This window comes from Curtobacterium sp. PsM8, from assembly GCF_030433875.1.
Taxonomy (GTDB): domain Bacteria; phylum Actinomycetota; class Actinomycetes; order Actinomycetales; family Microbacteriaceae; genus Curtobacterium.
Genome location: NZ_JARUXD010000008.1, coordinates 40,483 through 60,843, shown reverse-complemented (window position 1 = coordinate 60,843; position 20,361 = coordinate 40,483). Strand labels below are relative to the sequence as shown.

At 71.6% G+C, this 20,361-nt stretch carries 21 protein-coding genes; 5 read left to right on the top strand and 16 right to left on the bottom strand.

Features of this window, described 5'->3' with window-relative positions; genetic code table 11:
• Positions 1 to 257 precede the first annotated feature (257 nt).
• On the bottom strand, positions 258 to 764 hold the full coding sequence (locus QCD68_RS03175; RefSeq protein WP_290157657.1) for a MarR family winged helix-turn-helix transcriptional regulator: 507 nt from the start codon (positions 762 to 764) through the stop codon (positions 258 to 260).
• A 208-nt stretch (positions 765 to 972) separates the two neighbouring features.
• Between QCD68_RS03175 and QCD68_RS03170 the strand changes: the two genes are divergently transcribed.
• Positions 973 to 1,863 carry an alpha-E domain-containing protein gene (locus QCD68_RS03170; RefSeq protein ID WP_301221991.1) on the top strand — a complete coding sequence of 297 codons (891 nt, stop codon included), beginning with the start codon at positions 973 to 975 and terminating at the stop codon, positions 1,861 to 1,863.
• Between the two features lie 49 nt (positions 1,864 to 1,912).
• On the opposite strand, the gene QCD68_RS03165 is transcribed toward QCD68_RS03170, so the two are convergent.
• Both QCD68_RS03165 and QCD68_RS03160 read right to left on the bottom strand, forming a co-directional pair.
• Positions 1,913 to 3,271 (bottom strand): MFS transporter, encoded by a 1,359-nt coding sequence (locus tag QCD68_RS03165; protein ID WP_441005165.1) that lies wholly within the window; start codon positions 3,269 to 3,271, stop codon positions 1,913 to 1,915.
• On the bottom strand, positions 3,268 to 3,732 hold the full coding sequence (locus tag QCD68_RS03160; RefSeq protein ID WP_301221989.1) for a MarR family winged helix-turn-helix transcriptional regulator: 465 nt from the start codon (positions 3,730 to 3,732) through the stop codon (positions 3,268 to 3,270). Before QCD68_RS03160 ends, QCD68_RS03165 begins: the two co-directional genes overlap by 4 nt.
• A gap of 173 nt (positions 3,733 to 3,905) precedes the next feature.
• Here QCD68_RS03160 and QCD68_RS03155 point away from each other — a divergent pair, with 173 nt between their 5' ends.
• Positions 3,906 to 4,658, top strand: a complete 753-nt coding sequence (locus tag QCD68_RS03155; RefSeq protein ID WP_111074947.1) for an SDR family NAD(P)-dependent oxidoreductase — start codon at positions 3,906 to 3,908, stop codon at positions 4,656 to 4,658.
• 118 nt (positions 4,659 to 4,776) lie between these two features.
• Here the strand turns inward: QCD68_RS03155 and QCD68_RS03150 are convergent, their stop codons facing one another.
• From QCD68_RS03150 to QCD68_RS03140, 3 genes are all read right to left on the bottom strand, one after another.
• Entirely contained in the window at positions 4,777 to 5,718 is a 942-nt protein-coding gene (locus QCD68_RS03150; protein WP_301221988.1) for an acetamidase/formamidase family protein, read from the bottom strand.
• Between the two features lie 70 nt (positions 5,719 to 5,788).
• Positions 5,789 to 6,058, bottom strand: coding sequence for a hypothetical protein (locus QCD68_RS03145; protein WP_221852497.1), 270 nt, complete (start codon positions 6,056 to 6,058; stop codon positions 5,789 to 5,791).
• Positions 6,059 to 6,069: 11 nt separating this feature from the next.
• The gene (locus QCD68_RS03140; RefSeq protein WP_290157667.1) at positions 6,070 to 7,212 is read right to left on the bottom strand and encodes an inorganic phosphate transporter; all 1,143 of its coding nucleotides are present in this window, start codon (positions 7,210 to 7,212) and stop codon (positions 6,070 to 6,072) included.
• A gap of 79 nt (positions 7,213 to 7,291) precedes the next feature.
• Between QCD68_RS03140 and QCD68_RS03135 the strand changes: the two genes are divergently transcribed.
• The 3 genes from QCD68_RS03135 (at position 7,292) to QCD68_RS03125 (ending at position 9,827) form a co-directional block, all read left to right on the top strand.
• Positions 7,292 to 8,164 (top strand): alpha/beta hydrolase, encoded by an 873-nt coding sequence (locus QCD68_RS03135; protein ID WP_301221987.1) that lies wholly within the window; start codon positions 7,292 to 7,294, stop codon positions 8,162 to 8,164.
• Positions 8,165 to 8,235: 71 nt separating this feature from the next.
• Positions 8,236 to 9,285: a lipoate--protein ligase family protein gene (locus tag QCD68_RS03130; RefSeq protein WP_111074952.1), complete on the top strand. Its 1,050-nt coding sequence runs from the start codon at positions 8,236 to 8,238 to the stop codon at positions 9,283 to 9,285.
• A gap of 215 nt (positions 9,286 to 9,500) precedes the next feature.
• Positions 9,501 to 9,827: a hypothetical protein gene (locus QCD68_RS03125; protein ID WP_111074953.1), complete on the top strand. Its 327-nt coding sequence runs from the start codon at positions 9,501 to 9,503 to the stop codon at positions 9,825 to 9,827.
• A 61-nt stretch (positions 9,828 to 9,888) separates the two neighbouring features.
• Here QCD68_RS03125 and QCD68_RS03120 read toward each other — a convergent pair whose 3' ends face one another.
• The 10 genes from QCD68_RS03120 to QCD68_RS03075 all read right to left on the bottom strand — a co-directional run bounded on the left by QCD68_RS03120 (position 9,889) and on the right by QCD68_RS03075 (position 20,305).
• On the bottom strand, positions 9,889 to 10,173 hold the full coding sequence (locus QCD68_RS03120; protein WP_290157671.1) for a GNAT family N-acetyltransferase: 285 nt from the start codon (positions 10,171 to 10,173) through the stop codon (positions 9,889 to 9,891).
• Positions 10,174 to 10,277: 104 nt separating this feature from the next.
• The gene (locus tag QCD68_RS03115) at positions 10,278 to 12,701 is read right to left on the bottom strand and encodes an MDR family MFS transporter (protein WP_301221986.1); all 2,424 of its coding nucleotides are present in this window, start codon (positions 12,699 to 12,701) and stop codon (positions 10,278 to 10,280) included.
• A 146-nt stretch (positions 12,702 to 12,847) separates the two neighbouring features.
• The gene (locus QCD68_RS03110; RefSeq protein ID WP_301221985.1) at positions 12,848 to 13,741 is read right to left on the bottom strand and encodes a hypothetical protein; all 894 of its coding nucleotides are present in this window, start codon (positions 13,739 to 13,741) and stop codon (positions 12,848 to 12,850) included.
• A gap of 32 nt (positions 13,742 to 13,773) precedes the next feature.
• Positions 13,774 to 15,393 carry a phosphoglucomutase (alpha-D-glucose-1,6-bisphosphate-dependent) gene (pgm, locus tag QCD68_RS03105; protein ID WP_290157674.1) on the bottom strand — a complete coding sequence of 540 codons (1,620 nt, stop codon included), beginning with the start codon at positions 15,391 to 15,393 and terminating at the stop codon, positions 13,774 to 13,776.
• Positions 15,394 to 15,633: 240 nt separating this feature from the next.
• Positions 15,634 to 15,882 carry a hypothetical protein gene (locus QCD68_RS03100; protein ID WP_301221984.1) on the bottom strand — a complete coding sequence of 83 codons (249 nt, stop codon included), beginning with the start codon at positions 15,880 to 15,882 and terminating at the stop codon, positions 15,634 to 15,636.
• 121 nt (positions 15,883 to 16,003) lie between these two features.
• Positions 16,004 to 16,672, bottom strand: coding sequence for a class I SAM-dependent methyltransferase (locus tag QCD68_RS03095; protein WP_301221983.1), 669 nt, complete (start codon positions 16,670 to 16,672; stop codon positions 16,004 to 16,006).
• The gene (locus QCD68_RS03090) at positions 16,669 to 17,307 is read right to left on the bottom strand and encodes a TIGR04282 family arsenosugar biosynthesis glycosyltransferase (RefSeq protein WP_301221982.1); all 639 of its coding nucleotides are present in this window, start codon (positions 17,305 to 17,307) and stop codon (positions 16,669 to 16,671) included. The genes QCD68_RS03095 and QCD68_RS03090 overlap by 4 nt, the downstream gene beginning before the upstream one ends.
• Entirely contained in the window at positions 17,304 to 18,059 is a 756-nt protein-coding gene (locus QCD68_RS03085) for a glycosyltransferase family 2 protein (protein WP_367316824.1), read from the bottom strand. Before QCD68_RS03085 ends, QCD68_RS03090 begins: the two co-directional genes overlap by 4 nt.
• Before the next feature lie 288 nt (positions 18,060 to 18,347).
• A complete protein-coding gene (locus QCD68_RS03080) occupies positions 18,348 to 19,418 on the bottom strand; it encodes an NAD-dependent epimerase/dehydratase family protein (RefSeq protein WP_301221981.1) in 1,071 nt (356 codons plus the stop codon).
• Entirely contained in the window at positions 19,415 to 20,305 is an 891-nt protein-coding gene (locus tag QCD68_RS03075) for an MTAP family purine nucleoside phosphorylase (RefSeq protein WP_301221980.1), read from the bottom strand. Before QCD68_RS03075 ends, QCD68_RS03080 begins: the two co-directional genes overlap by 4 nt.
• Between the last annotated feature and the right edge of the window lie 56 nt (positions 20,306 to 20,361).

Sequence of the window (20,361 nt, the reverse complement as noted above, 5' to 3'; positions counted from 1 at the left end):
GTGCCTGAGTCAGGCGCGGCGGAACAGGTCGCGCAGGCGCCGGGCGAAGCGGCTGACCGACTCGTCGTTCAGCGTGTTCGCGAGGTCGAAGGCCTCCCGCGTCGGATCCGCTCCGTCACGGATGCGCCGGATCGCGGCGTCGGCCCGGGCGCGGGCGTCGAGCTCGGCCGCGGGCATGTCGTCCTCGGGCTCGCGCATCGTCTCAGCGTACGCCGGGGTCCTCGGCGGATGGCCCGACGAGGGGTGCGTGCTCCGGGTCAGTCCTCGTCGAGGTCGGTGTCGTCGACCGCGCCGGCCATCTGCTGCAGGAACGCCACGACGACGGCCATGTCCTCGGGCGGCAGGTGCTGGGCGACCTCGACGGCCCGGGAATCCAGGTCCCCGATCACGGCCAGGGCCCGACGCATCGACTTGCCGGTCGCGGTGAGGATGACGCCGCGCCGGTCGCCCGGGTCCGCGTGCCGCTCGACGTGGCCGGAGCGGACGAGCCGGTCGACGAGCGCCGAGGTCGACGCTGCGGTGATGCCGAGGCGCTCCGCGAGTTCCTTCGAGTTGACGGTCCGGCCGGAGGTCTCGGCGTCGACGAGGACCCGCAGGGCCATCAACGCGTTCTCACCGATCCCGAGTTCCTCACGCACGCGACGCTGGGCAGAACTCTCGGCAGTGCGGTACCGACGCAGGGCGTTCAACACGTCCACTGCGTCGACCCGGGAGTCCTCGCCGTACCAGAACCCCGGGGCTGCTGTCGTCACCTCGGAAGTCATACGGACAATGCTAGACGCTCTAGTTAGTTTGTCTAGCGAGCGTGATGACTTGCACGCTCAGCGTCCAGGGTGCGGCCAGGCGGCGTCCCCCGAACGGCCACAGGACTGACTTCTGCTCATCGTCGTGGACCGCCGCAACACCGGTGACGCGGCTCGGAAACACCCCGGCAACGAGCCCTCAGTAGGTTCGCCGCATGCAGGAGTCGCCGTGCTGAACCGACTCGCCAGGAGCGTCCACAGTGTCGGGGGCGCGGTCGAGCGGACGGACGTCGTCGCGCGCCTGCTCGACGTGCACCTGGCACGGCGGGACCCTTCGTCCGACGACCCGGGTCTCGGCCGGGACCTCCGGACCGTGGTCGGGGCGGCGGTGCTGCCGGATGCCGACCTCAGTCCGGCGGCGACCCTCGACGCCCTGGCCCTCGACCGTCACGAGCCGGCGTCGATCGCCGCGGCCGTCGCCGTCGCGCGGGACGACGCCCGTCGGGCCCGCGACGTCGTGTCCACCGAGCTCTGGGACTGCCTCAACACGACGCGCTCCCGGCTGCCGCGGAAGATCGTCGGCGAGAAGGCGCACGAGTTCCTCGGCTGGGTCCGCGAGCGCAGTGCCCTGGCGGTCGGCGTGGTCGACGGGGACGTCAGCCGCGACGAGGTGTGGGAGTTCTTCACGCTCGGCCGTTCCCTGACGCGGTTGACCGTGACCGCACGGATGCTCGCCTCGGACCTGCTCGACCCGGGGTCGGTGACGTCGTGGGCGACGGCGCTCCGTGCCTGCGGGGCGGGCGAGGCGTTCCACCGCGAGTTCCGACACGGCAGCACCTCGGCGGACGCGGCCGCGTTCCTCCTGCTCGACGAGCACAGTCCTCGATCGCTGCTGTTCCTGGCCCGTCGCAGTGAGGGATGCCTCGACGACCTGGTCGGCGTGCATCTGGCGGACGAGGTCCGGGCGTTCGGCGCGGCCCGGGCCGAGCTCGAGACGGTGACGCCGGAGACCGCCGTCGACGCTGCCCGGACGGCGGGCTCCCGGCTCGCCGCGGCCGCGGAGGCGATCACTGCCGCCCTGGACCGCCGGGTGTTCACCGCACCGGAGCCCGCGCACTGACACGGGCCGCGTGCGACACGGGCCCGCGCACGGGCACGGGCCGCGGGATCTAGACCGGACTCGACCGTTCCACCACGGCCTCGTCGTGCTGCAGGTCCCGCCGGACGGCTGCCCGAGCGGCCCGGGAGCCCGGTGCCGGCACGACGACGGGCAGTGATCGGGTCACCGCCAGGTGCAGGCGGTTGTCCGCGTCGTAGCGCAGCCGGACGTGCTGGAACCGGACGAGCCAGACGAGCGCGATCGCCAGCGCGACGAAGCCCGACAGTGCGCCGACCCCGATCGCCCAGCGCGGACCCCAGGCATCGGCGACGGCGCCCACGATCGGGGCACCGAGCGGGGTGCCGCCGGCGAAGACCGCCATGTAAAGGGCCATCACGCGGCCGCGCATCGCGGGCTCGGTGGTGGTCTGCACAAGGGCGTTCGCGGTGGTCATGAAGGTCAGCGAGGCGAGCCCGAGGAAGGCGAGCAGGATCGCGAACGTCCAGTACGTCGGCGCGAAGGCCGCGGCGGTGCAGGCGAGTCCGAACCCGCCCGCGGCGATGGTCAGCGTGCGCATCCGGGGGACCTCGCGCCGCGCCGACAGCAGGGCACCGAGGACCGACCCGACCGCCATCACCGAGTTGAGCAGGCCGAACTCGCCGGCACCGCGGTGGAACTCCACGCGCGCCATGGTCGAGGTGAAGATCGCGAAGTTCACGCCGAAGGTCCCGACGACGAAGATCATGCAGAGCACCACGATGATGTCCGGTCGGGTCCGGACGTACCGGAAGCCCGCGATGAGCTGCCCCTTGCCGCGTGGGGCCCGTGCCCGGTCGGCGAGCTGCTCCGGGTCGACGAACCGCAGCGCGATGAGGACGGCCAGGAACGACCCGGCGTTGATGACGAACACCCACCCGGAGCCGATCGCCGCGATGAGCACACCGGCGACGGCGGGGCCGATGAGCCGGGCCGCGTTGAACGACGCCGAGTTCAGTGCGACGGCGTTCGAGACCTGCTCGCCGGTGACGACGTCGGACACGAAGGCCTGGCGCACCGGGGTGTCGAACGCGGCGACGACCCCGAGTGCGAGGGCGAACCCGTAGAGGGACCAGAGCGTCGCGGTGTCAGTGAGCACCATGACGGCGAGCCCGAGGCCGAGTAACCCCATCAGCCCCTGCGTCAGCATGAGCATCCGGCGTCGGTCGAAGCGGTCGGCGACGAGCCCGGTCCAGGGGAGCAGGACGAGCTGGGGTCCGAACTGCAGCGCCATGGTGACCCCGACGGCGACGGCGTCGTCATGGGTCAGCTGGGTGAGGACGAGCCAATCCTGGGCGGTGCGCTGCATCCACGTGCCGATGTTCGACACGAGGGCACCGGCGAACCAGATGCGGTAGTTGCGTCCCGAGAGGGACCGGAACATGGCACTCACTGGGCGGCGAGCCTCCGGAGGATGTCGGTGGCGGCGGTGAGGGTCTTCCGCTCCGCCGGGGTGAGGGCCGCGAGGCGCGGGGTGAGCCAGCCGTCGCGACGCTGTCGGGTCTCGGTGACCAGGTCGTCGCCGTCGGCGGTCGGGCAGAGCAGGACCTTGCGGCGGTCGTCGCCGTGGCCGTCCTTCGTGAGCAGGCCGCGGTCGAGGAGGGCGGTGACGGTCTTGGTCATCGAGGGCGGGGTGACGCCCTCGCGACGGCTGAGGTCGGCGAGGCTCATCGCGCCCTCGCGGTGCAGCAGGGCGAGGGCGGAGAACTGGGCGTCGCTGACGGTCGTGTCGGCCTTCTGCGCCCGCAGGGTCCGGGACAGCCGGTTCACGGCGATCCGGACGTCGCTGGCGAGCGAAGGATCCGGCGACGGGCGACGACGCGCGGCGGTGGGGAGCGGGTCGGTGACGGTCACGAGTCGTTAGCCTAGCTCATTAGTTCAGCGAACGAACCGGTTCGGCCCGATCGGACCAGGATCCACGCGCGGGATGCCCGACGAAACCGCGGCCGACGGGCGTAGAGTGGAGCCCTGGGCAACAGGTGTTGCCCAATCGACACGGGCCGGAAGGCACGGGAGGAGCAGGACAGATGAACGGGTTCGAGGGCAAGGTCGCCATCGTCACCGGTGGTGGCAGCGGCATCGGTGAATCGATCGCGAAGGAGCTCGCGGCAGCGGGAGCCTCCGTCGTCGTCACGGACATCAAGCAGGAAGCCGCCGAGCGCGTCGTCGCCGAGATCGAGCAGGCCGGTGGCACCGCGGCCGCCGTCTCCGCGAACTCGTCGATCGCCGCGGACAACGAGCGTGCCGTCCAGTTCGCCGTCGACACCTACGGCGCCCTGCACCTGGCCGTCAACAACGCCGGCATCGGCGCGGCACCCCAGCCGATCGGCGAGTACGACGTCGCAGCCTGGGACCGCGTCCGCGCCGTCGACCTCGACGGCGTCTTCTACGGCCTGCGCTACGAGATCCCGGCGATCCTCGCGGCCGGTGGCGGCGCGATCGTCAACATGTCGTCGGTCCTCGGTTCGGTCGGCCTCGCGAACAACGCCGCCTACGTCGCGTCGAAGCACGCCCTCGTCGGCCTGACCAAGGTCGCCGCGCTCGAGTACACGGCGAAGGGCGTCCGCACGAACGCCGTCGGCCCGGGCTTCATCGACACCCCGCTGGTCCGCTCGTCGCTGAGCGGCGACGAACTCGCCGGCCTCGAGGCGCAGCACGCCGCCGGACGCCTCGGCACCGACGCCGAGGTCGCCGCGCTCGTCCTGTTCCTGCTCAGCGACCAGGCGTCGTTCATCAGCGGCAGCTACCACCTCGTCGACGGCGGCTACTCCGCGCACTGACCGGGAACCCGCGCGACGCGGGTCCGGACGGGAGGCCCGGCGGACGTGAGCAGACCCGCTCACGTCCGCCGGGCCTCCCGTCCGTCAGCCGACCGTCTGCGTCAGCTGGCCGCCCGCGTCAGCCCGCCGCCCGCGTCAGGATCGCGTCGTGCGGGAGGAGCGCGTGCACACCCCAGGTGCGGTTCGCGACCTGGGTGACCCGCATGCTGACGGCGACGCTCGCCATGCCGAGCGCCTCGCCGCGCGTGAGGCCGTACGTGCCGGCGATCCAGTCGACCATCCGGTCGAGCGCCGTCGTCGTCGCCGCGTTGAGGTCGGCGTCGAACCCGAACGTGATGCGTCCCGCCGGGGTGTCGGCGTGGATGCCGTCGACCGGGGCCTCGTCGAGCAGGGTCAGCGTCATGGTGGTCGTCATGCCGCACTCGACGGCGGTGCCGGAGACCTCGCCGTCGCCCTGGGCCGCGTGACCGTCACCGATCGAGAGCAGCGCCTCCGGGACGGTGACCGGCAGGTACAGGGTGGCCCCGGCGACGAGCTCGCGGCAGTCGATGTTGCCGCCGCCGAGCGGCCGCGGGGGGATCGTCGAGTGCTCACCCATCGCCTGAGGCGGCAGTCCGACCAAGCCCAGGAACGGAGCGGTCCGCACACCGAGACCGAGCTGATTGTGCGCCGTGCCCGCGGTCGGGTCGACGTCCCAGAGCAGCGGGCCCCGCGTGGACGGGTCGGCCAGACCGAGGGCACGGTTCAGCGGGGTGTCGACGCCGCCCGAGCCGGTGTAGCCCCAGTCGTCCGGCACCAGCTCGTCGAACCGGACCGCGAGCACCTGCCCGGGCCGGGCGCCGGCGACGGCGATCGGACCGAGCAGGCAGTGGCCGCGGCGGGAGGCGATGAGCGTCGGGGCCTCGGCTCCCGGCTCCGACAGGCGTTCGGTGTACCCGGCGGCGCTGAGGGTGTGGACCGTGACGGTGTCGCCCGGTTCGACGGTCAGCACCGGTGCTCGCTCGGCGGTCAGGACGTCGACGGCGGTGTCGGAGGTGGTCTCGATGCGGTGGTGGGTCACCGGGCGATCATCCCAGGCGCGGCTCCGGGCGGGTGGAGCCGGACGCCGGACGCGGAGCCGGACGTCGGCGTCAGTGGAACTGGGGGATCGTCATCCAGATGCCGTACAGGACCGCCGCGATGCACAGCGCGAAGCAGACCCCCGCGCCCAGGTACGCGACCGGCGGCGTCGTGCCGGTCCGCTGTGTCTCCTCGGAGTACTGCGTCTTCTCGCCCGCGGCATCAGCGGGTTGACCGGTGCCGAGCAGTCGCAGCCCCAGCGTGTAGAGCAGCACCACGCCGACGGCGGCGACGAAGCCGACCCCCGCGACGGTGCCGATGGCGGTGAAGTCGATGTCCATCGGTGTCCCTCTCAGTTCCCGGCGGCCACGGGCTCGCGCTCCGCGGTGCCCTCGTGGACGTCGTCCGCGCTGATCGGCTTGCGCCGGGCGAGGACGTAGAACGTGAGTCCGCCGGCCAGGGCCAGCAGTGCCACTACGACCAGGCCGATCGACGAGGTCGAGGCCAGCCAGGTCGCGAGTCCGCCGACGACCGCGGCCGACGGCAGCGTGATGACCCACGCGATGACGATCTTGCCGACGACGCCCCAATGCACGTCCGCCAGCTTCTTGCCGAGGCCCGACCCGATGACCGACCCGCTCGTCACGTGCGTGGTCGACAGCGCGAAGCCCAGGTGCGAGGAGACCAGGATCGTCGCGGCCGAACTGGTCTCCGCCGCGAAGCCCTGCGGGGACTGCACGTCCGAGATCTTCTTGCCGACGGTCTGCATGATGCGCCAGCCGCCCATGTAGGTGCCCAGGGCGATCGCGAGACCGCAGGCCAGGATCACCCAGAGCTCCGGACCGGTACCGGCGCCCTGGTAGCCCGCGGCGATCAGGGTCAGCGTGATGACGCCCATCGTCTTCTGCGCGTCGTTCGTGCCGTGCGCCAGGGACACCAGCGACGCGGAGATCGTCTGCCCGTGCCGGAAGCCCGTCGCGGCACCGTGCGTGGTTGCGTTCTTGGTCAGGCGGTAGGCGAAGTACGTCGCGACGAGGGCGATCACGCCCGCGATGACGGGGGAGAGCAGTGCCGGCAGCACGACCTTCGACACCACCGTGGTCCAGTCGACCGAGTTCAGCCCGGCCCCGATGATCGACGCCCCGATCAGCCCGCCGAACAGCGCGTGCGTGGACGACGACGGCAGCCCGAAGTACCAGGTCGCCAGGTTCCAGAGCACCGCCCCGACCAGTCCCGCGAAGATCATCGTCGGCGAGATGTGGATGCCGTCCTGACCCTCGCGGATGATCCCCTGCGAGACGGTCTTCGCCACCTCGGTGGACAGGAACGCACCGACCAGGTTGAGCACGGCGGAGATGATGACGGCGGTGCGGGGCTTGAGGGCACCCGTGGCCACCGAGGTGGCCATGGCGTTCGCGGTGTCGTGGAACCCGTTCGTGAAGTCGAACACGAGGGCCACCACGATCACCAACACGACTGTGACGAGGACGTCCATGCGCGAGACGCTATGCCCCGGGGAGGCGACCCCGGGTGAACGCCGGGTGAACAGGTCCGGGGTCTGCCAGGATGCTGCCGTGCCCACGTTCTCCGCCGCCCGCGGCGACTCCTCGTTCGTCGACGCCCACGGTGTCGAGATCGTCTACTCGACCTGGCGTGCCGGCAAGCCGCGGGGCGTCGTGCAGATCGCCCACGGTGTCGGGGAGCACGGCCTCCGGTACGAGCCGCTCGCGCAGGACCTGGTCCGCGCGGGGTGGACCGTGCAGGTGAACGACCACCGCGGGCACGGCCGCACCGGCCTGGGGCAGTGGGACGGCGACCACACCAAGCTCGGTCGTCTCGGGCCGGGCGGGCTCCGGGCGGCCATCGCGGCCGTCGAGCAGATGACCGCGGTCGCGAAGGCCGACGACCCCGGCCTGCCCGTCGTGCTGCTCGGCCACTCGTGGGGCTCCCTGATGGCGCAGCGGATCGTGAACACCTCGTCCGAGCAGTACGCCGGCGTGGTCCTGTCGGGCAGTGCGCTCCGCGTCCCCGGGCTGATGAACGGCGGCGACCTCAACCGGCGGCACGCAGCGTCCGGCCCGACGAAGCACGAGTGGCTCACCCGGGACCGCGCCGTCATCGAGGCGATCGGGCTCGACCCGCTGGTCGTCGAGGCGGACGTCGTCGGCCTGTTCGGGCTGCCCGACACCCTGCGGCTGCTCGGCCTGCCGCGCCGACGGATCCCGAACGACCTGCCGGTGCTGCTGCAGGTCGGCTCGGACGACTCCCTCGGCGGGCCCCGCTCGGTCGAGCTGCTCGCCCGCGCGTACCGGCGGCGTGGGCGGCTCTCCGACGTCACCGTGCAGGTCTACGACGGGGCGCGGCACGAGGTCTACAAGGAGACGAACCGGGACGAGGTGGTCGCCGACCTCGTCGCGTGGCTCGACCGGGCCGTCCCGCGGCGCTGAGCACGGTCGCGCCTGTCGGACGGGAGGCACGTGTCGGGCCCGCCACGGGCCTCCCGGAATAGGGTGGCGGCATGCACGGTGAGTACAAGGTCCCCGGAGGCAAGCTGGTCGTCGTCGACCTGGAGGTCGTCGACGGCAAGATCGACCAGTTCCGCCTGGCCGGTGACTTCTTCCTCGAGCCCGACGACGCGCTGCCGCTGATCGACCAGGCCGTCGACGGCCTGCGCGCCGACACCGACGCGGCCGGCATCGCCGCCGCCGTCCGGCACGCACTGCCCGAGGACGCCGTCCTGCTCGGCTTCACGCCCGAGTCCGTCGGGGTCGCGGTCCGCCGCGCGCTGTCGCGGGCCTCGTCGTGGCGGGACTACGAGTGGCAGGTGATCCACGAGGGGCCGATCAGCCCGAACGAGCACCTGGCTCTCGACCAGGTCCTCACCGAGGAGGTCGGAGCCGGACGCCGCGGGCCGACGCTGCGGATCTGGGAGTGGGACCAGCCGGCCGTCGTGATCGGGTCGTTCCAGTCGCTGAAGAACGAGGTCGACCCGGCCGGTGCCGAGAAGTACGGCGTGCAGGTCGTCCGCCGCATCTCCGGCGGCGGCGCGATGTTCATGGACGCCGGCGCGATCATCTCGTACTCGCTGTACGTGCCGACCGAACTCGTGCAGGGCATGACGTTCGCCGACTCGTACGCGTACCTGGACGAGTGGGTGATCGAGGCGCTGAAGTCCCTCGGCATCGATGCGTACTACCAGCCGCTCAACGACATCACCTCGACCAAGGGCAAGATCGGCGGCGCCGCGCAGAAACGCCTGGGCACCGGGTCGCTGCTGCACCACGCCACCATGAGCTACGACATGGACGGCGAGAAGATGGTCGAGGTCCTCCGGATCGGTCGCGAGAAGATGAGCGACAAGGGGACGACGAGCGCTGCGAAGCGGGTCGACCCGCTGCGGTCGCAGACCGGGCTGAGCCGGGCGGAGATCATCGACCGGCTCGTCGGCACGTTCACGACGCTGTACGGCGCGACCGAGGGGCACGTGACGGACGCCGAGCGGCAGAAGGCGCAGGAGCTCGTCGACACGAAGTTCGCGACGCGGGAGTGGCTCGAGCGGGTGCCCTGAGCGTGGGGCCGCGGCTGCGCGGGCTGCCGCTGCGGCTGCGCCTGCGCCTGCGCCCGCCGAGTTTCGCGCTGGGCGACAGGGCTCGGGCGCGAGGAGGCGCGCGGTGTCGCTGGGCACGAATCTCGGTGCGGGCAGTGCGGTGCCGTCCGTGCGGATCACGAGGATCAGCCGCGCGGCGGATGTCCTCCGCCGGACGGCCACGTAACGTCGCTGCCGTGAACTGGTTGATCTTCCTGGGGGCGGTGGCCGCTGCGGTCGTCGTGATGTGGATCGCCGACCGCGTGGGCTGGATCGACCTGTCGAACAAGTCCACACGCGGGGGCGGATCCGGTGGCGTCGTGTCGATGATGGACGAGGTGTTCGCGCCGACCCGACACGAGACGCAAGCCGAGTACGAGCGGCAGGCGCGCCTCCCGCGAGAGGCGCCGACGCCGTCACGCGACGACCACGACCTGCTCAGCGGCACCGTGCTCATCCGGGTGCCGTCGGCGCGGGCCGGCAGCGGCGCGCACCGGGCCGGCACGCACGACCGCTCGTACTGAGACGTCGCGCGACCCGACGGGCGTCGCCGGCGGAGGCCGTCGGGCGCGATCCCGACGCTGCTCAGCGCGTGAGCAGGTCCTGGTGGTCCGGGTGCCGGTCCAGCCACGCGGCGACGTAGCTGCACTCGGCGACGACCCGGCGGTCAGAGTTCGCCCGCACGTCGTCCAGGGCGTGCTCGACGAGGATCGAGGCGTGCCCGCCACCCCGGTGTTCCGGGTCGACCTCGGTGTGCACGAAGTGGATCGCGTCGCCGTCGACCTCGTAGGCGGCGAGGCCGATGACGGTGCCGTCCTCGACGAGGGAGTACTGGTTCTGGTCGGTGTCGTTGCGGACTTCGAGACTCATCCTCCGGACGCTACGCCCGACACCTCCCGCAACACGCAATGTGGGCGGCTGCACACCGCGGAGTACCGCTGCGTGCAACCGCCCACGTTGCGTTCCGCGAGGGGCTAGCCGGCCGTGTGCCGACCGTGCGGGTGCTCGTCGGCCGGCGGTTCGGTGTCGCCGGCGGCGTGGGCGCCGTGCTGCGTCCGGATCGCACCGGTCGCTGCGGGAGGCTCGTCCACCGGTGTCGACGACGAGTGCGCTCCGTGGGTGGACGCGTGGGGCAGGAGTGCCCGGGTGTCGTCCGTCGACGTCGCGCTGGTGGTCGACGTCGCACTCGTGGTCGTCGTCGGCAGGACCGAGACCGTCGAGCCACCGGCCGAGCGGGCCGAGCGCGGCTGCGCGGGCACGTCCGGCAAGGTCGGCACGATCGACATCGACCCGGTGTCCGGCGAGACGAGCGAGCCGGAACCGGTCGCCGCCTGCTGGGCGTCGACGGTCAGACGGTCGTCATCGGCAGTCTTCCGCGCGGCATCGGCCTGCTCCTGCAGCGCCGAGGTCTTGCGGAGCGGCGGCACCTTGAAGAACCAGGTCAGGACGAAGGCCAGCAGGATGACCGCGAGGCCGACCCAGTAGACCGTGACCGCCGAGTCGCTGAACCCGACCAGGAACGGACGGCTCAGACGCTTGTCGGAACCGTTGAGGAACGACGTGTCGTTGGTGGACGACGTGCTCGTCGAGGTGCCGCCCTTGCCGTCGCGCAGCTGGTCGACGAGCTTCGGCGCGACCGTGTCGACGATGTTGCTGCGCTGCGAGGCGTTCGAGTAGTCGACCTGCAGGGTGCCGTCGACGACATCCGCGCCGACCTTGGCGGCCGCGGTCTGCAGCGCCTTCTGCTCGGCGTCGCCCTTCGCATCGGCGACCTGCTGGGCGATGACCGTGTCGGCGGCCGCGGCGGGGATGGTGCCCGCGTCGACCTGCTGCTGCACGGCGGCGGTCACCTGCTTCGTCACGGCCTGGTCGGCTGCCTGCTTCGCCTGCACGGCGCCCTGGTCGAGGCCGTCCTGGACGTTCTTCTTGATCGGGGTGACGATCGGGTCCCAGATCTGGTTCATCACGCCCTTGTTCGCCTCGGCGTTCGCCACCGCGGGGTTCAGGGCGGCGTTCAGGGCGCTCTTCAGGTCGGACTCGTTCTGCAGCGCACCGGTGATGTTCGTCGGCATCAGGCTGAACAGCACCGACAGCAGCACCGCGGTGCCCATCGTGCCGCCGATCTGACGGAAGAACGTGGCGGCACTGGTGGCGACGCCGATGTCCCGCGGGGAGACGGAGTTCTGCGCGGCGAGGGTCAGCGTCTGCATGAGCTGACCGAGCCCGAGACCGATGAGGAACATGCCGGTCATCAGGAACCAGAGCGGGCGGTCCGCAGTGAGGAAGGTCAGGACCGTGTAACCGACGGCGGTGAAGGCCGTACCGGTGACCGGGAAGATCCGGTACTTGCCGGTGCGGGACACGATCTGACCGGACGCGATCGACGAGATCATCAGGCCGAGGACCATCGGGAGCATCGCGAACCCGGACTCGGTCGGCGTCACGCCCTTGACGATCTGCAGGTACAGCGGGATGGTCAGCATCGCGCCGAACATGCCGAAGCCGATGAGCACCGACAGCACCGCCGCCATCGAGAACACGTGTGAGCTGAAGAGCTTCAGCGGCAGGATCGCGTCGTCGCCCATCGCCCGCTCGACGATGACGAACGCGATCAGCCCGAGCGCACCCACCCCGTAGCAGGCCAAGGCACCGGGGGAGCCCCAACCCCACTCACGACCCTGCTCCGCGATGAGGAGCAGGGGCACGAGCGTCACGATGACGAGGGACGCCCCCCACCAGTCGATGCGGGGCTTGCGGCGCTCGCCGTACTTCGGCAGGTGCAGGAAGGTCAGCACCATGAACAGCGCGATGATGCCGATCGGGACGTTGATCAGGAAGACCCAGCGCCATCCGGAGATGAAGAGGAGCTCGTTCGCGCCGGCGAAGACACCGCCGACGAGCGGGCCGATGACGGACGAGATGCCGAAGACGGCCAGGAAGTAGCCCTGGTACTTGGCGCGCTCACGCGGCGCGAGCATGTCGCCCATGATCGCGAGCGGCAGGGACATCAGGCCACCCGCGCCGAGGCCCTGCAGGGCACGGAACCCGGCGAGCATGAGCATCGACGTCGAGAACGACGCGGCGAGCGAGCCGAGGATGAAGATCGCGATCGCCGTGATGAACAGCGGGCGTCGACCGAAGAGGTCGGACAGCTTGCCGTAGATGGGCGTCGTGATCGTCGAGGCGATGAGGTACCCGGTGGTGACCCACGCCTGCTGGTCGAGACCGTGCAGGTCGTCGCCGATGGTGCGGATCGCCGTGCCCACGATCGTCTGGTCGAGGGCGCCCAGGAACATACCGGCCATCAGGCCGTAGATCACGAGCAGGATCTGGCGGTGGTTCATCACGACGTTCGACGTCGTCGTGGGGGCCGCGGGTGCGGTCGCGGTCTGTGTCATGTGCGGGACTCCCGAAGATTTTGCGCTGCGTGCAAAGTTACAACTCGGGCAACGGCAGCGCGCACCGGGAACGCGTTCCTGTGGAGATCGGCAGCCGTCCACAGCGTGATGTGGGGCAGACCTCCGGGGTGGCCGGCGGGGACCCGTCAGGCGACGGCTTGCTCCAGGGCCTCTTGGAACCGCTCGTCGACCTCGATGCGGAGTTCGCCGGTCTCCTGGTCGAACGACGAGACGGTGGACACCTGGTCGTGGCGGGAGAACAGCAGGTCCGGGCTGAGGAGCCCACCGGGCAGCCCGGCGTCCTCGTCGCCGAGGATCCGCACGAGCAGGCCGGCGAGCGTCTGGATCGCCTGCAGGCTGTCCGCGTCACGGATCGGGACGGCGAGCAGCAGGTGCCGGTGCGGGACGGCGAACACGGTGCCGAACGGGGCGGCACCGAACAGGGCGGGCAGGTTGACGGCCTTCGACGCGGTGAACAGCGACTCGCCCTCGACGAGGTGCACGCCCGGCGCGAGCTCGGCGTTCGCGTCCACCGGTTCGGCGTCCGTGTTGAAGCGGGCCATCGCCCAGAGTTCGTCCGCACCGATCGCGAGCTTCGGCAGCGTCTGCGTCGCCAGGGTGCTCACCATCGTCGGGTAGTCGACGCAGAGCCCGAGGACGAGCCCCGGGGCGAACGGTCGCGCGTACGTCAGGTCGGTCGGGTCGGAGCCGTCCTCCGCGAGCAGGCGGAGCCGGACGCGGTCCCGCAGCTCGTCGGCGCTCAGTTCTTCGGGTGTCGGCTCACGGTGCGCCTGCAGCATCCGGTCGAAGTGGGCCCGGACGATGGCCGTCCGGCGCTCGTCGTTCTCGCCGCGGACCTGGGCTGCGAGGTTCGCGAGCAGGTAGACCTGCCCGTCCGCCCCGAGCAGACGCACGTGTGCAGGGTCGTCGCCCGGCCCGTCCACCGTCGTCTCGACACCGCGCTCCGCCAGCGTGCGCTGCGCGAGCACGACGAGGGGCAGCGACTCCGACACCGGCTTCTTCCGTCCGAACAACGCCATGCTGCTCAGCCTTCCATGGAACCGAGCGCCTGTCAGGACCCGAGGGCGGCGTCGACGATCTCCTTGGCTTCGCGCTGGACCTGCTCGAGGTGCGCCTGCCCGACGAAGCTCTCGGCGTAGATCTTGTAGACGTCCTCGGTACCGGAGGGGCGAGCGGCGAACCAGGCCTTGTCCGTGACGACCTTGACACCACCGACGGCGGCGTCGTTGCCCGGCGCCTTCGACAGCTTCGCGGTGATCGGGTCGCCCGCCAGGGTCTCGGCGGTGATGGCGTCGCCGTCGAGCTTCGACAGGCGGGCCTTCTGCTCCTTGCTGGCGGCGGCGTCGACGCGCTGGTACACCGGGTCGCCGAAGCGCTCGGTGAGTTCGGCGTACAGCTGCGACGGGGTCTTGCCCGTGACGGCGACGATCTCGGACGCCAGGAGCGCCAGGATGATGCCGTCCTTGTCGGTCGTCCAGGCGGTGCCGTCCATGCGCAGGAACGACGCCCCCGCGGACTCTTCACCGCCGAAGGCCACCGAGCCGTCGATCAGCCCGGGGACGAACCACTTGAAGCCGACCGGGACCTCCCACAGACGACGGCCCAGGGACTCGGCGACGCGGTCGATGATGCTCGACGACACCAGGGTCTTGCCGATCGCGGCGTCGTCGCGCCACTGCGGACGGTGCGCGTAGAGGTACTCGATCGCGACGGCGAGGTAGTGGTTCGGGTTCATCAGACCGCCGTCGGGCGTGACGATGCCGTGCCGGTCGGAGTCGGCGTCGTTGCCCGTCAGGACGTCGAAGTCGTCCTTGCGGGCCACGACCGACGCCATCGCCGAGGGGCTCGACGGGTCCATCCGGATCTTGCCGTCCCAGTCCAGCGTCATGAACGACCAGGTCGGGTCGACGTCCGGGTTCACGACGGTGAGGTCCAGGCCGTAGTGGTCGCGGATGAGGTTCCAGTACGGCAGCGAGGCACCACCGAGCGGGTCGGCGCCGATCTTCACCCCCGCACGTTTGATCGCGGCGATGTCGATGATGTTCTCGAGGTCGGCGACGTAGTTGTGCAGGAAGTCGTAGCCGTCGTGGGTGGCGTGTTCGGCGCGCTGCACCTCGGCGTTGCCGCCCGCGATGATCGCGTTGGCACGGTCGGCGATCCACGAGGTGGCGTCGCTGTCGGCGGGACCGCCGTGCGGGGGGTTGTACTTGAAGCCGCCGTCGCGGGGCGGGTTGTGGCTCGGGGTGATGACGATGCCGTCGGCGGTGTCGTCGTGTCCGGCGGTGTTGTAGGCGATGATCGCGTGGCTCAGCGCCGGCGTGGGGACGTACCCGTTGTCGGCGTCGGCGAGGACGTGGACGCCGTTGGCGGCCAGGACCTCGAGCGCGGTGCGTTCGGCCGGACCGGACAGCGCGTGGGTGTCGCGGCCGATGAAGAGCGGGCCGTCGGTGCCCTGCGCGGTGCGGTACTCCACGATCGCCTGCGTGATGGCGGCGATGTGCGTGTCGTTGAACGCACTGTCGAGCGAGGAGCCGCGGTGCCCCGAGGTGCCGAACACGACCTTCTGCTCGGGGTTCGTGACGTCCGGGACCCGGTCGTAGTACGCCGCGGTGAGCGCATCGAGGTCGACGAGGTCGTCTGCGGTCGCTGGGGTTCCGGCACGGTCGTTCATGACCCCATCCTGGCATCGCCGTGGTGGATGCGCTCACGGTTGTGGAGAACCGTGCGGAGCCGTTGCGGGGAACCACGCGGGGGACTGCCGGAACGAACGCGAGCGGCCGCCTTCCTCGGGCTGGGGGGGGGGGAGCCGAGGAGTGCGACCGCTCGCGGTCTGGTTGCTCGCCGCGCAGGCGAGCCGTTCTGGGGGCGGGCCGAGGCGACTTGCCGACGGGAGCTGAGCCTCCCGACTGGTTCAGGCCGTGCGGAACGACCCGGTCGCGGTGCGGACGGACCCGGTGACGGTCCGCGTGCTCGAGGTCGCCGTGCTCGGACGACGGAACTCGGTGTCGACGAACCGACCGATGTGTCCGGCGGGGACGCCCGTGTAGGTGCCGGTCTCCGCGTCGACGCGCATCGCACGGCCGGTCGAGGTGTAGGTGCCGAGCTCGTCGTGCTGACGGAGTCCGCTGACGAAGGTCCCGCCGAGGGGGAAGGTGCTCATGGTGCTCTCCTCGCTGTCGTGCCGAGGCGCCGCGACCATCGAGCCGACGGGTCCGCGACACCATCGACTGCTGCGCACCACTCTACGTCGTTCTCTTGCATCATGCAAAAGAAGACAGGAGTCAGGCGATGAGCTCGCAGAAGTGCCGGCCGCCGTCGGTCCAGCTCTGGCGGGCGGTGAGCCCAGCCGTGGCGGCGTGGGCGTGCAGGGCGGCGAGCCCGACCTCGGCCCACGGGAACGCGGAGCTCGCGTGGCCGTCGGCGTCCGTCACGGTGGCGACGTAGGTGCGGTCGGCGTCGCCGTCGCGGTTCGTCTCGACGACGACACGGCCGCCGTCCCGGACGATCTGGGCAGCACGGGCGAGCAGGGCGACCGGGTCACCGCCGATGCCGATGTTGCCGTCGATGATGAGCGCGGTGTCCCAGTGGCCCTCGTCCGGCACCGGCTCGAAGACCGATCCCTGGACGGCCCGACCGCCGGAGCGGTTGGCGATCGCGACCGCTTCGGCCGAGACGTCGACACCAAGTGCCGGCAGCCCCATCCGCAGTGCCGCGACGAGCATGCGCCCCGGCCCGCAGCCGAGGTCGATGACCGGACCGTCGGCGCCCTCGAGCAGGGACCGGTCGACCCGGTCCGCCGCCGCGCTCCAGCGTCCGACGTCCATCGTGACGACCTCGCCCGGACGCTCGGGGTCGGTGAGCCGGAGTCGGCCGTCCGAGCGCAGGGCCCGTGCGTACGGTTCGTCGCCGCCGGCCCCGAAGGCCTGCAGGGTGCTCGTCGTGTCGGTCATCGGACACCTCCGGTGGTCGTCGTGGTCTCGTCGGCCAGGGCCGCCGCGAACCGCGTGGTGGGGGCGAGCGCTGCGACGCGCTCGGCGTCGGGCAGCGTGTCGACGTCGAGCAGTTCGGCCAGGAGGCCCGTGTCGAGCCCGGCGGACCGCAACCGTTCGAGCTGCACGGCGCCGGTGTCGTCCTGGGACATCGGGACGCCACGGATCAGGTCGCCGGTCGGCTCGCGCATGAACAGCGACCAGAAGCCCCCGTCTTCCGCCGGACCGAACCACGCGTCACGCTCGGCGCTGTCGAACACGGGGGCGAGGGCGTCGACCGAGACCTGCGGGGTGTCCATGCCGACCAGCAGCAGGGGCTCCTGCACGGTGTCGAACAGGAAGCCCAGGCGCTCGTCGAGTCCGCCGCCGGGCTGGTGCAGGACGTCGAAGCCGTCCGCGCCGTCGGGCAGGACGTCGCCGTCGTAGAAGAGGACCCGGCGTGCTGCCGGCAGCGCCGACACCGTGGCGAGCGTGTCCGCGAGGCTGGCGGCGGCGACCCTGGCAGCACCCTCAGGGGTCAAGGCCGGGGTCAGGCGTGTCTTCACCTTGCCGGGCAGGCACTCCTTGGCGACGACGGCCACCGTGATGCCGGTCACGAGCGGGCCTCGGCGGTGGTGGGTTCCGCAGCCGCGGAGGTGGCGGCGACCCGCTGGCGGACCGACACGGGTGCGACGGTCCGGGTGCGGGCCTCCCGTCGGTAGGCGCGGAGCAGACGTGACATGTCCTTGACGGCGTTGACGGTGCCGCGGAGCGTGCCGGTGACCTTGCTGTCGCCGATGCGCTGCGCGTAGCCGATGTCCGACTCGTCGACGCGCCAGCCGGCGGCGTGTGCGGCGAGGACCATCTCGAGCGGGTAGCCGCTGCGGCGGTCGCGGAGGTCGAGGGCCACGAGGTCCTCGCGACGCATCACGCGCATCGGGCCCAGGTCGGTCAGTCGGTAGCCGGTCGCGCGGCGCATCAGGACGGCGAGGACGCGGTTCGCGAAGCGTGCGTGCGGTGCCCAGGCGCCGCGGCTGGTGGGGACGCGGCGACCGAGAGCCAGGTCGACCCGGCCGTCCGCGACGCGCTGGACGAGGGCGGGGAGCTCAGCCGGGTCCATCGACGCGTCGGCGTCGCAGAAGGCCACGTAGTCGGCGGTCGCCGCGGCGACACCGGCCGCGCAGGCGGAACCGAATCCGCGGACCGGCTCGGTGACGACGAGGGCGCCGTGCGCACGGGCGACGTCGGCCGAACCGTCGGTGGAGCCGTTGTCGACGACCACGGCCCGGTACCCCTCGGGGAGGCGGCCGATGACGGACGGCAGCGCGTCCGCCTCGTCGAGGCAGGGGAGGATCACGTCGACGCTCATGGAGACCATTCGGTGCGGGTGCTCCGAGCGATGGGTCGCGGTGGTCGCCTCGTCAGTCGGGCGCGTCGGTTCCGGCCCGACGGCGTCCGCTGCGGGGTGTTGTGTCATGCACCCAACCCAACACGAGGTTGCTGACCGGGGTACGTGTCGGCGCGTCCGGCTGGCCGTTCTCCGCACCGTGGCGGTGGTCGCGACCGGGTGTCGGACGGGAGGCGTGCCCCGAGTGGGGGACGCGCCTCCCGTCCCGCGCGTGGCCGGGTCCGACCGGTGTGGCCGTGGGGCGTCCGGTCAGCGCACCGCGGCGCGGAGCGGGGCCGTCGCGAAGTCGCGCATGCCCGCGGCGAAGTCGACCTGCGCGTGCCAGCCGAGCTCCTCGGCGATGCGGGCCGAGGACGCGGTCACGTGGCGGACGTCGCCCAGGCGGTACTCACCCGTGACGACCGGCTGCGGACCGTCCGGACCGGCGATCGCGGCCGCCATCTCGCCGATCGTGTGGACCGTGCCGGAACCGACGTTGAACGCCCGGAACGACTCGGCCGGGGCGGACTCGGTCGCGGCGATCGCCGCGAGGTTCGCACCCGCGACGTCGTCGACGTGCACGAAGTCGCGACGTTGCGCGCCGTCCTCGAACACCCGGGGGGCCTCGCCGCGGGCCAGGGCCGAGCGGAACAGTGACGCGACGCCCGCGTAGGGCGTGTTCGCCGGCATGCCCGGGCCGTAGACGTTGTGGTAGCGGAGCGCGACCGCGCGACCGCCGGTGGCGCGGGTCCACGACGAGGCGAGCTGCTCCTGCGCCACCTTCGTCTGCGCGTAGACGTTCCGCGGGTCGAGGGCGGCCGACTCGTCGATCAGGCCCGGCAGCAGCGGACGGCCGTCGGGGCCGATCGGGTCGAACTGCCCGGCGTCCAGGTCCTCGCGGCGACGGGCCGGCGGGCGCAGGGGTTCGCCGTCCGCGGTCGTGTACGCGCCCTCGCCGTAGACGACCATCGAGCTGGCGACCACGAGGCGGCCGAGGTCCAGCCGGTCCATCGCGGCCAGCACGTGCGCGGTGCCGGCGTCGTTGCTCGACACGTAGTCGGGCGCGTCCTGGAAGTCGACACCGAGCCCGACCTTCGCTGCCTGGTGGCAGACCACGTCGACCTGGTGCAGCGCGGCATCGAGCGCCACCCGGTCGCGGACGTCGCCGTGCACCAGCTCGATGCCGGCGGTGCGGTGGGCGGTGACCACGGCCTCCGGATCGCCGTGCACGTCGGTACGCAGGGAGTCGAGGACGCGGACCTCGTACCCGGCGGCCAGGGCCTGCCGGACGATCGTCGAGCCGATGAACCCGGCGCCGCCGGTGACGAGCAGGCGGGTCACGGGCGGAGCTCCAGCACGCGGGCGGAGGCGCTCGCCGGCACGAGCTCACGCGGGGCGTAGTCGTCGGGGATCGCGGCCACGATCGAGCCGATCGCGCGGACGATCACCTCGTTCGCGCGGGCCAGGCGGTCCATCACGGCCTGGTGGGTGACCGGGGCGTCGGTGCTGGTTGTGCTGGCGGTGCTGGTGCTGGTGCCGGTGCTCGTGTTGGTGCTCGTGGTCTCGTCGGTGGCCGGGGCGAGGCCCGCGTCGGCGTCGGTGACGAACGACAGGTTGACCGTGCCGATGCCGAGCTCGGCGGCCAGCGGCACCTCGGGGGACATCGTCATGTTGATCGTGTGGCCGCCGGCTTCGCGCATCCACACGGACTCGGCGCGGCTCGAGAACCGCGGGCCCTGGATGACGACGCACGTGCCGGTCGGGCGGAACGGCACGTCGAGCGCGGCGATGGCGTCGATCGCCGCACGACGGAGCACCGGGTCGAACGGATCGGCGAAGGAGAGGTGCTGCACCTCGTCCTCGAAGTACGTGTCGGCGCGGCCCCAGGTCCGGTCGATCAGCTGGTCCGTCACCACGAAGGTGCCGGGGGCGTAGTCGGGGTGCAGGCCGCCGACGGCGCTCGAGGACACCACGGCCCGGACGCCGAGTGAGCGCAGCGCCCAGAGGTTCGCGCGGTGCTCGATGCGGTGCGGGGCGACCGAGTGCGCGCGGCCGTGGCGCGTCAGGAACGCGACCCGGCGGCCGGACATCGTGCCGACGCTGATCGGGCTCGAGGTCGCACCGAAGGGCGTCGGGACGTCGATCTCGTCGGCGGTGCCGGGCTCGAACAGCTCGTACAGGCCGGATCCACCGATCACACCGATCGTTGCCGTCTTCTCGTTGTCCACAGGTCCTCCGGTCGTCCTCGGCGCTGGTCGGCGCCGTCGTTACGCTACAGATGCAG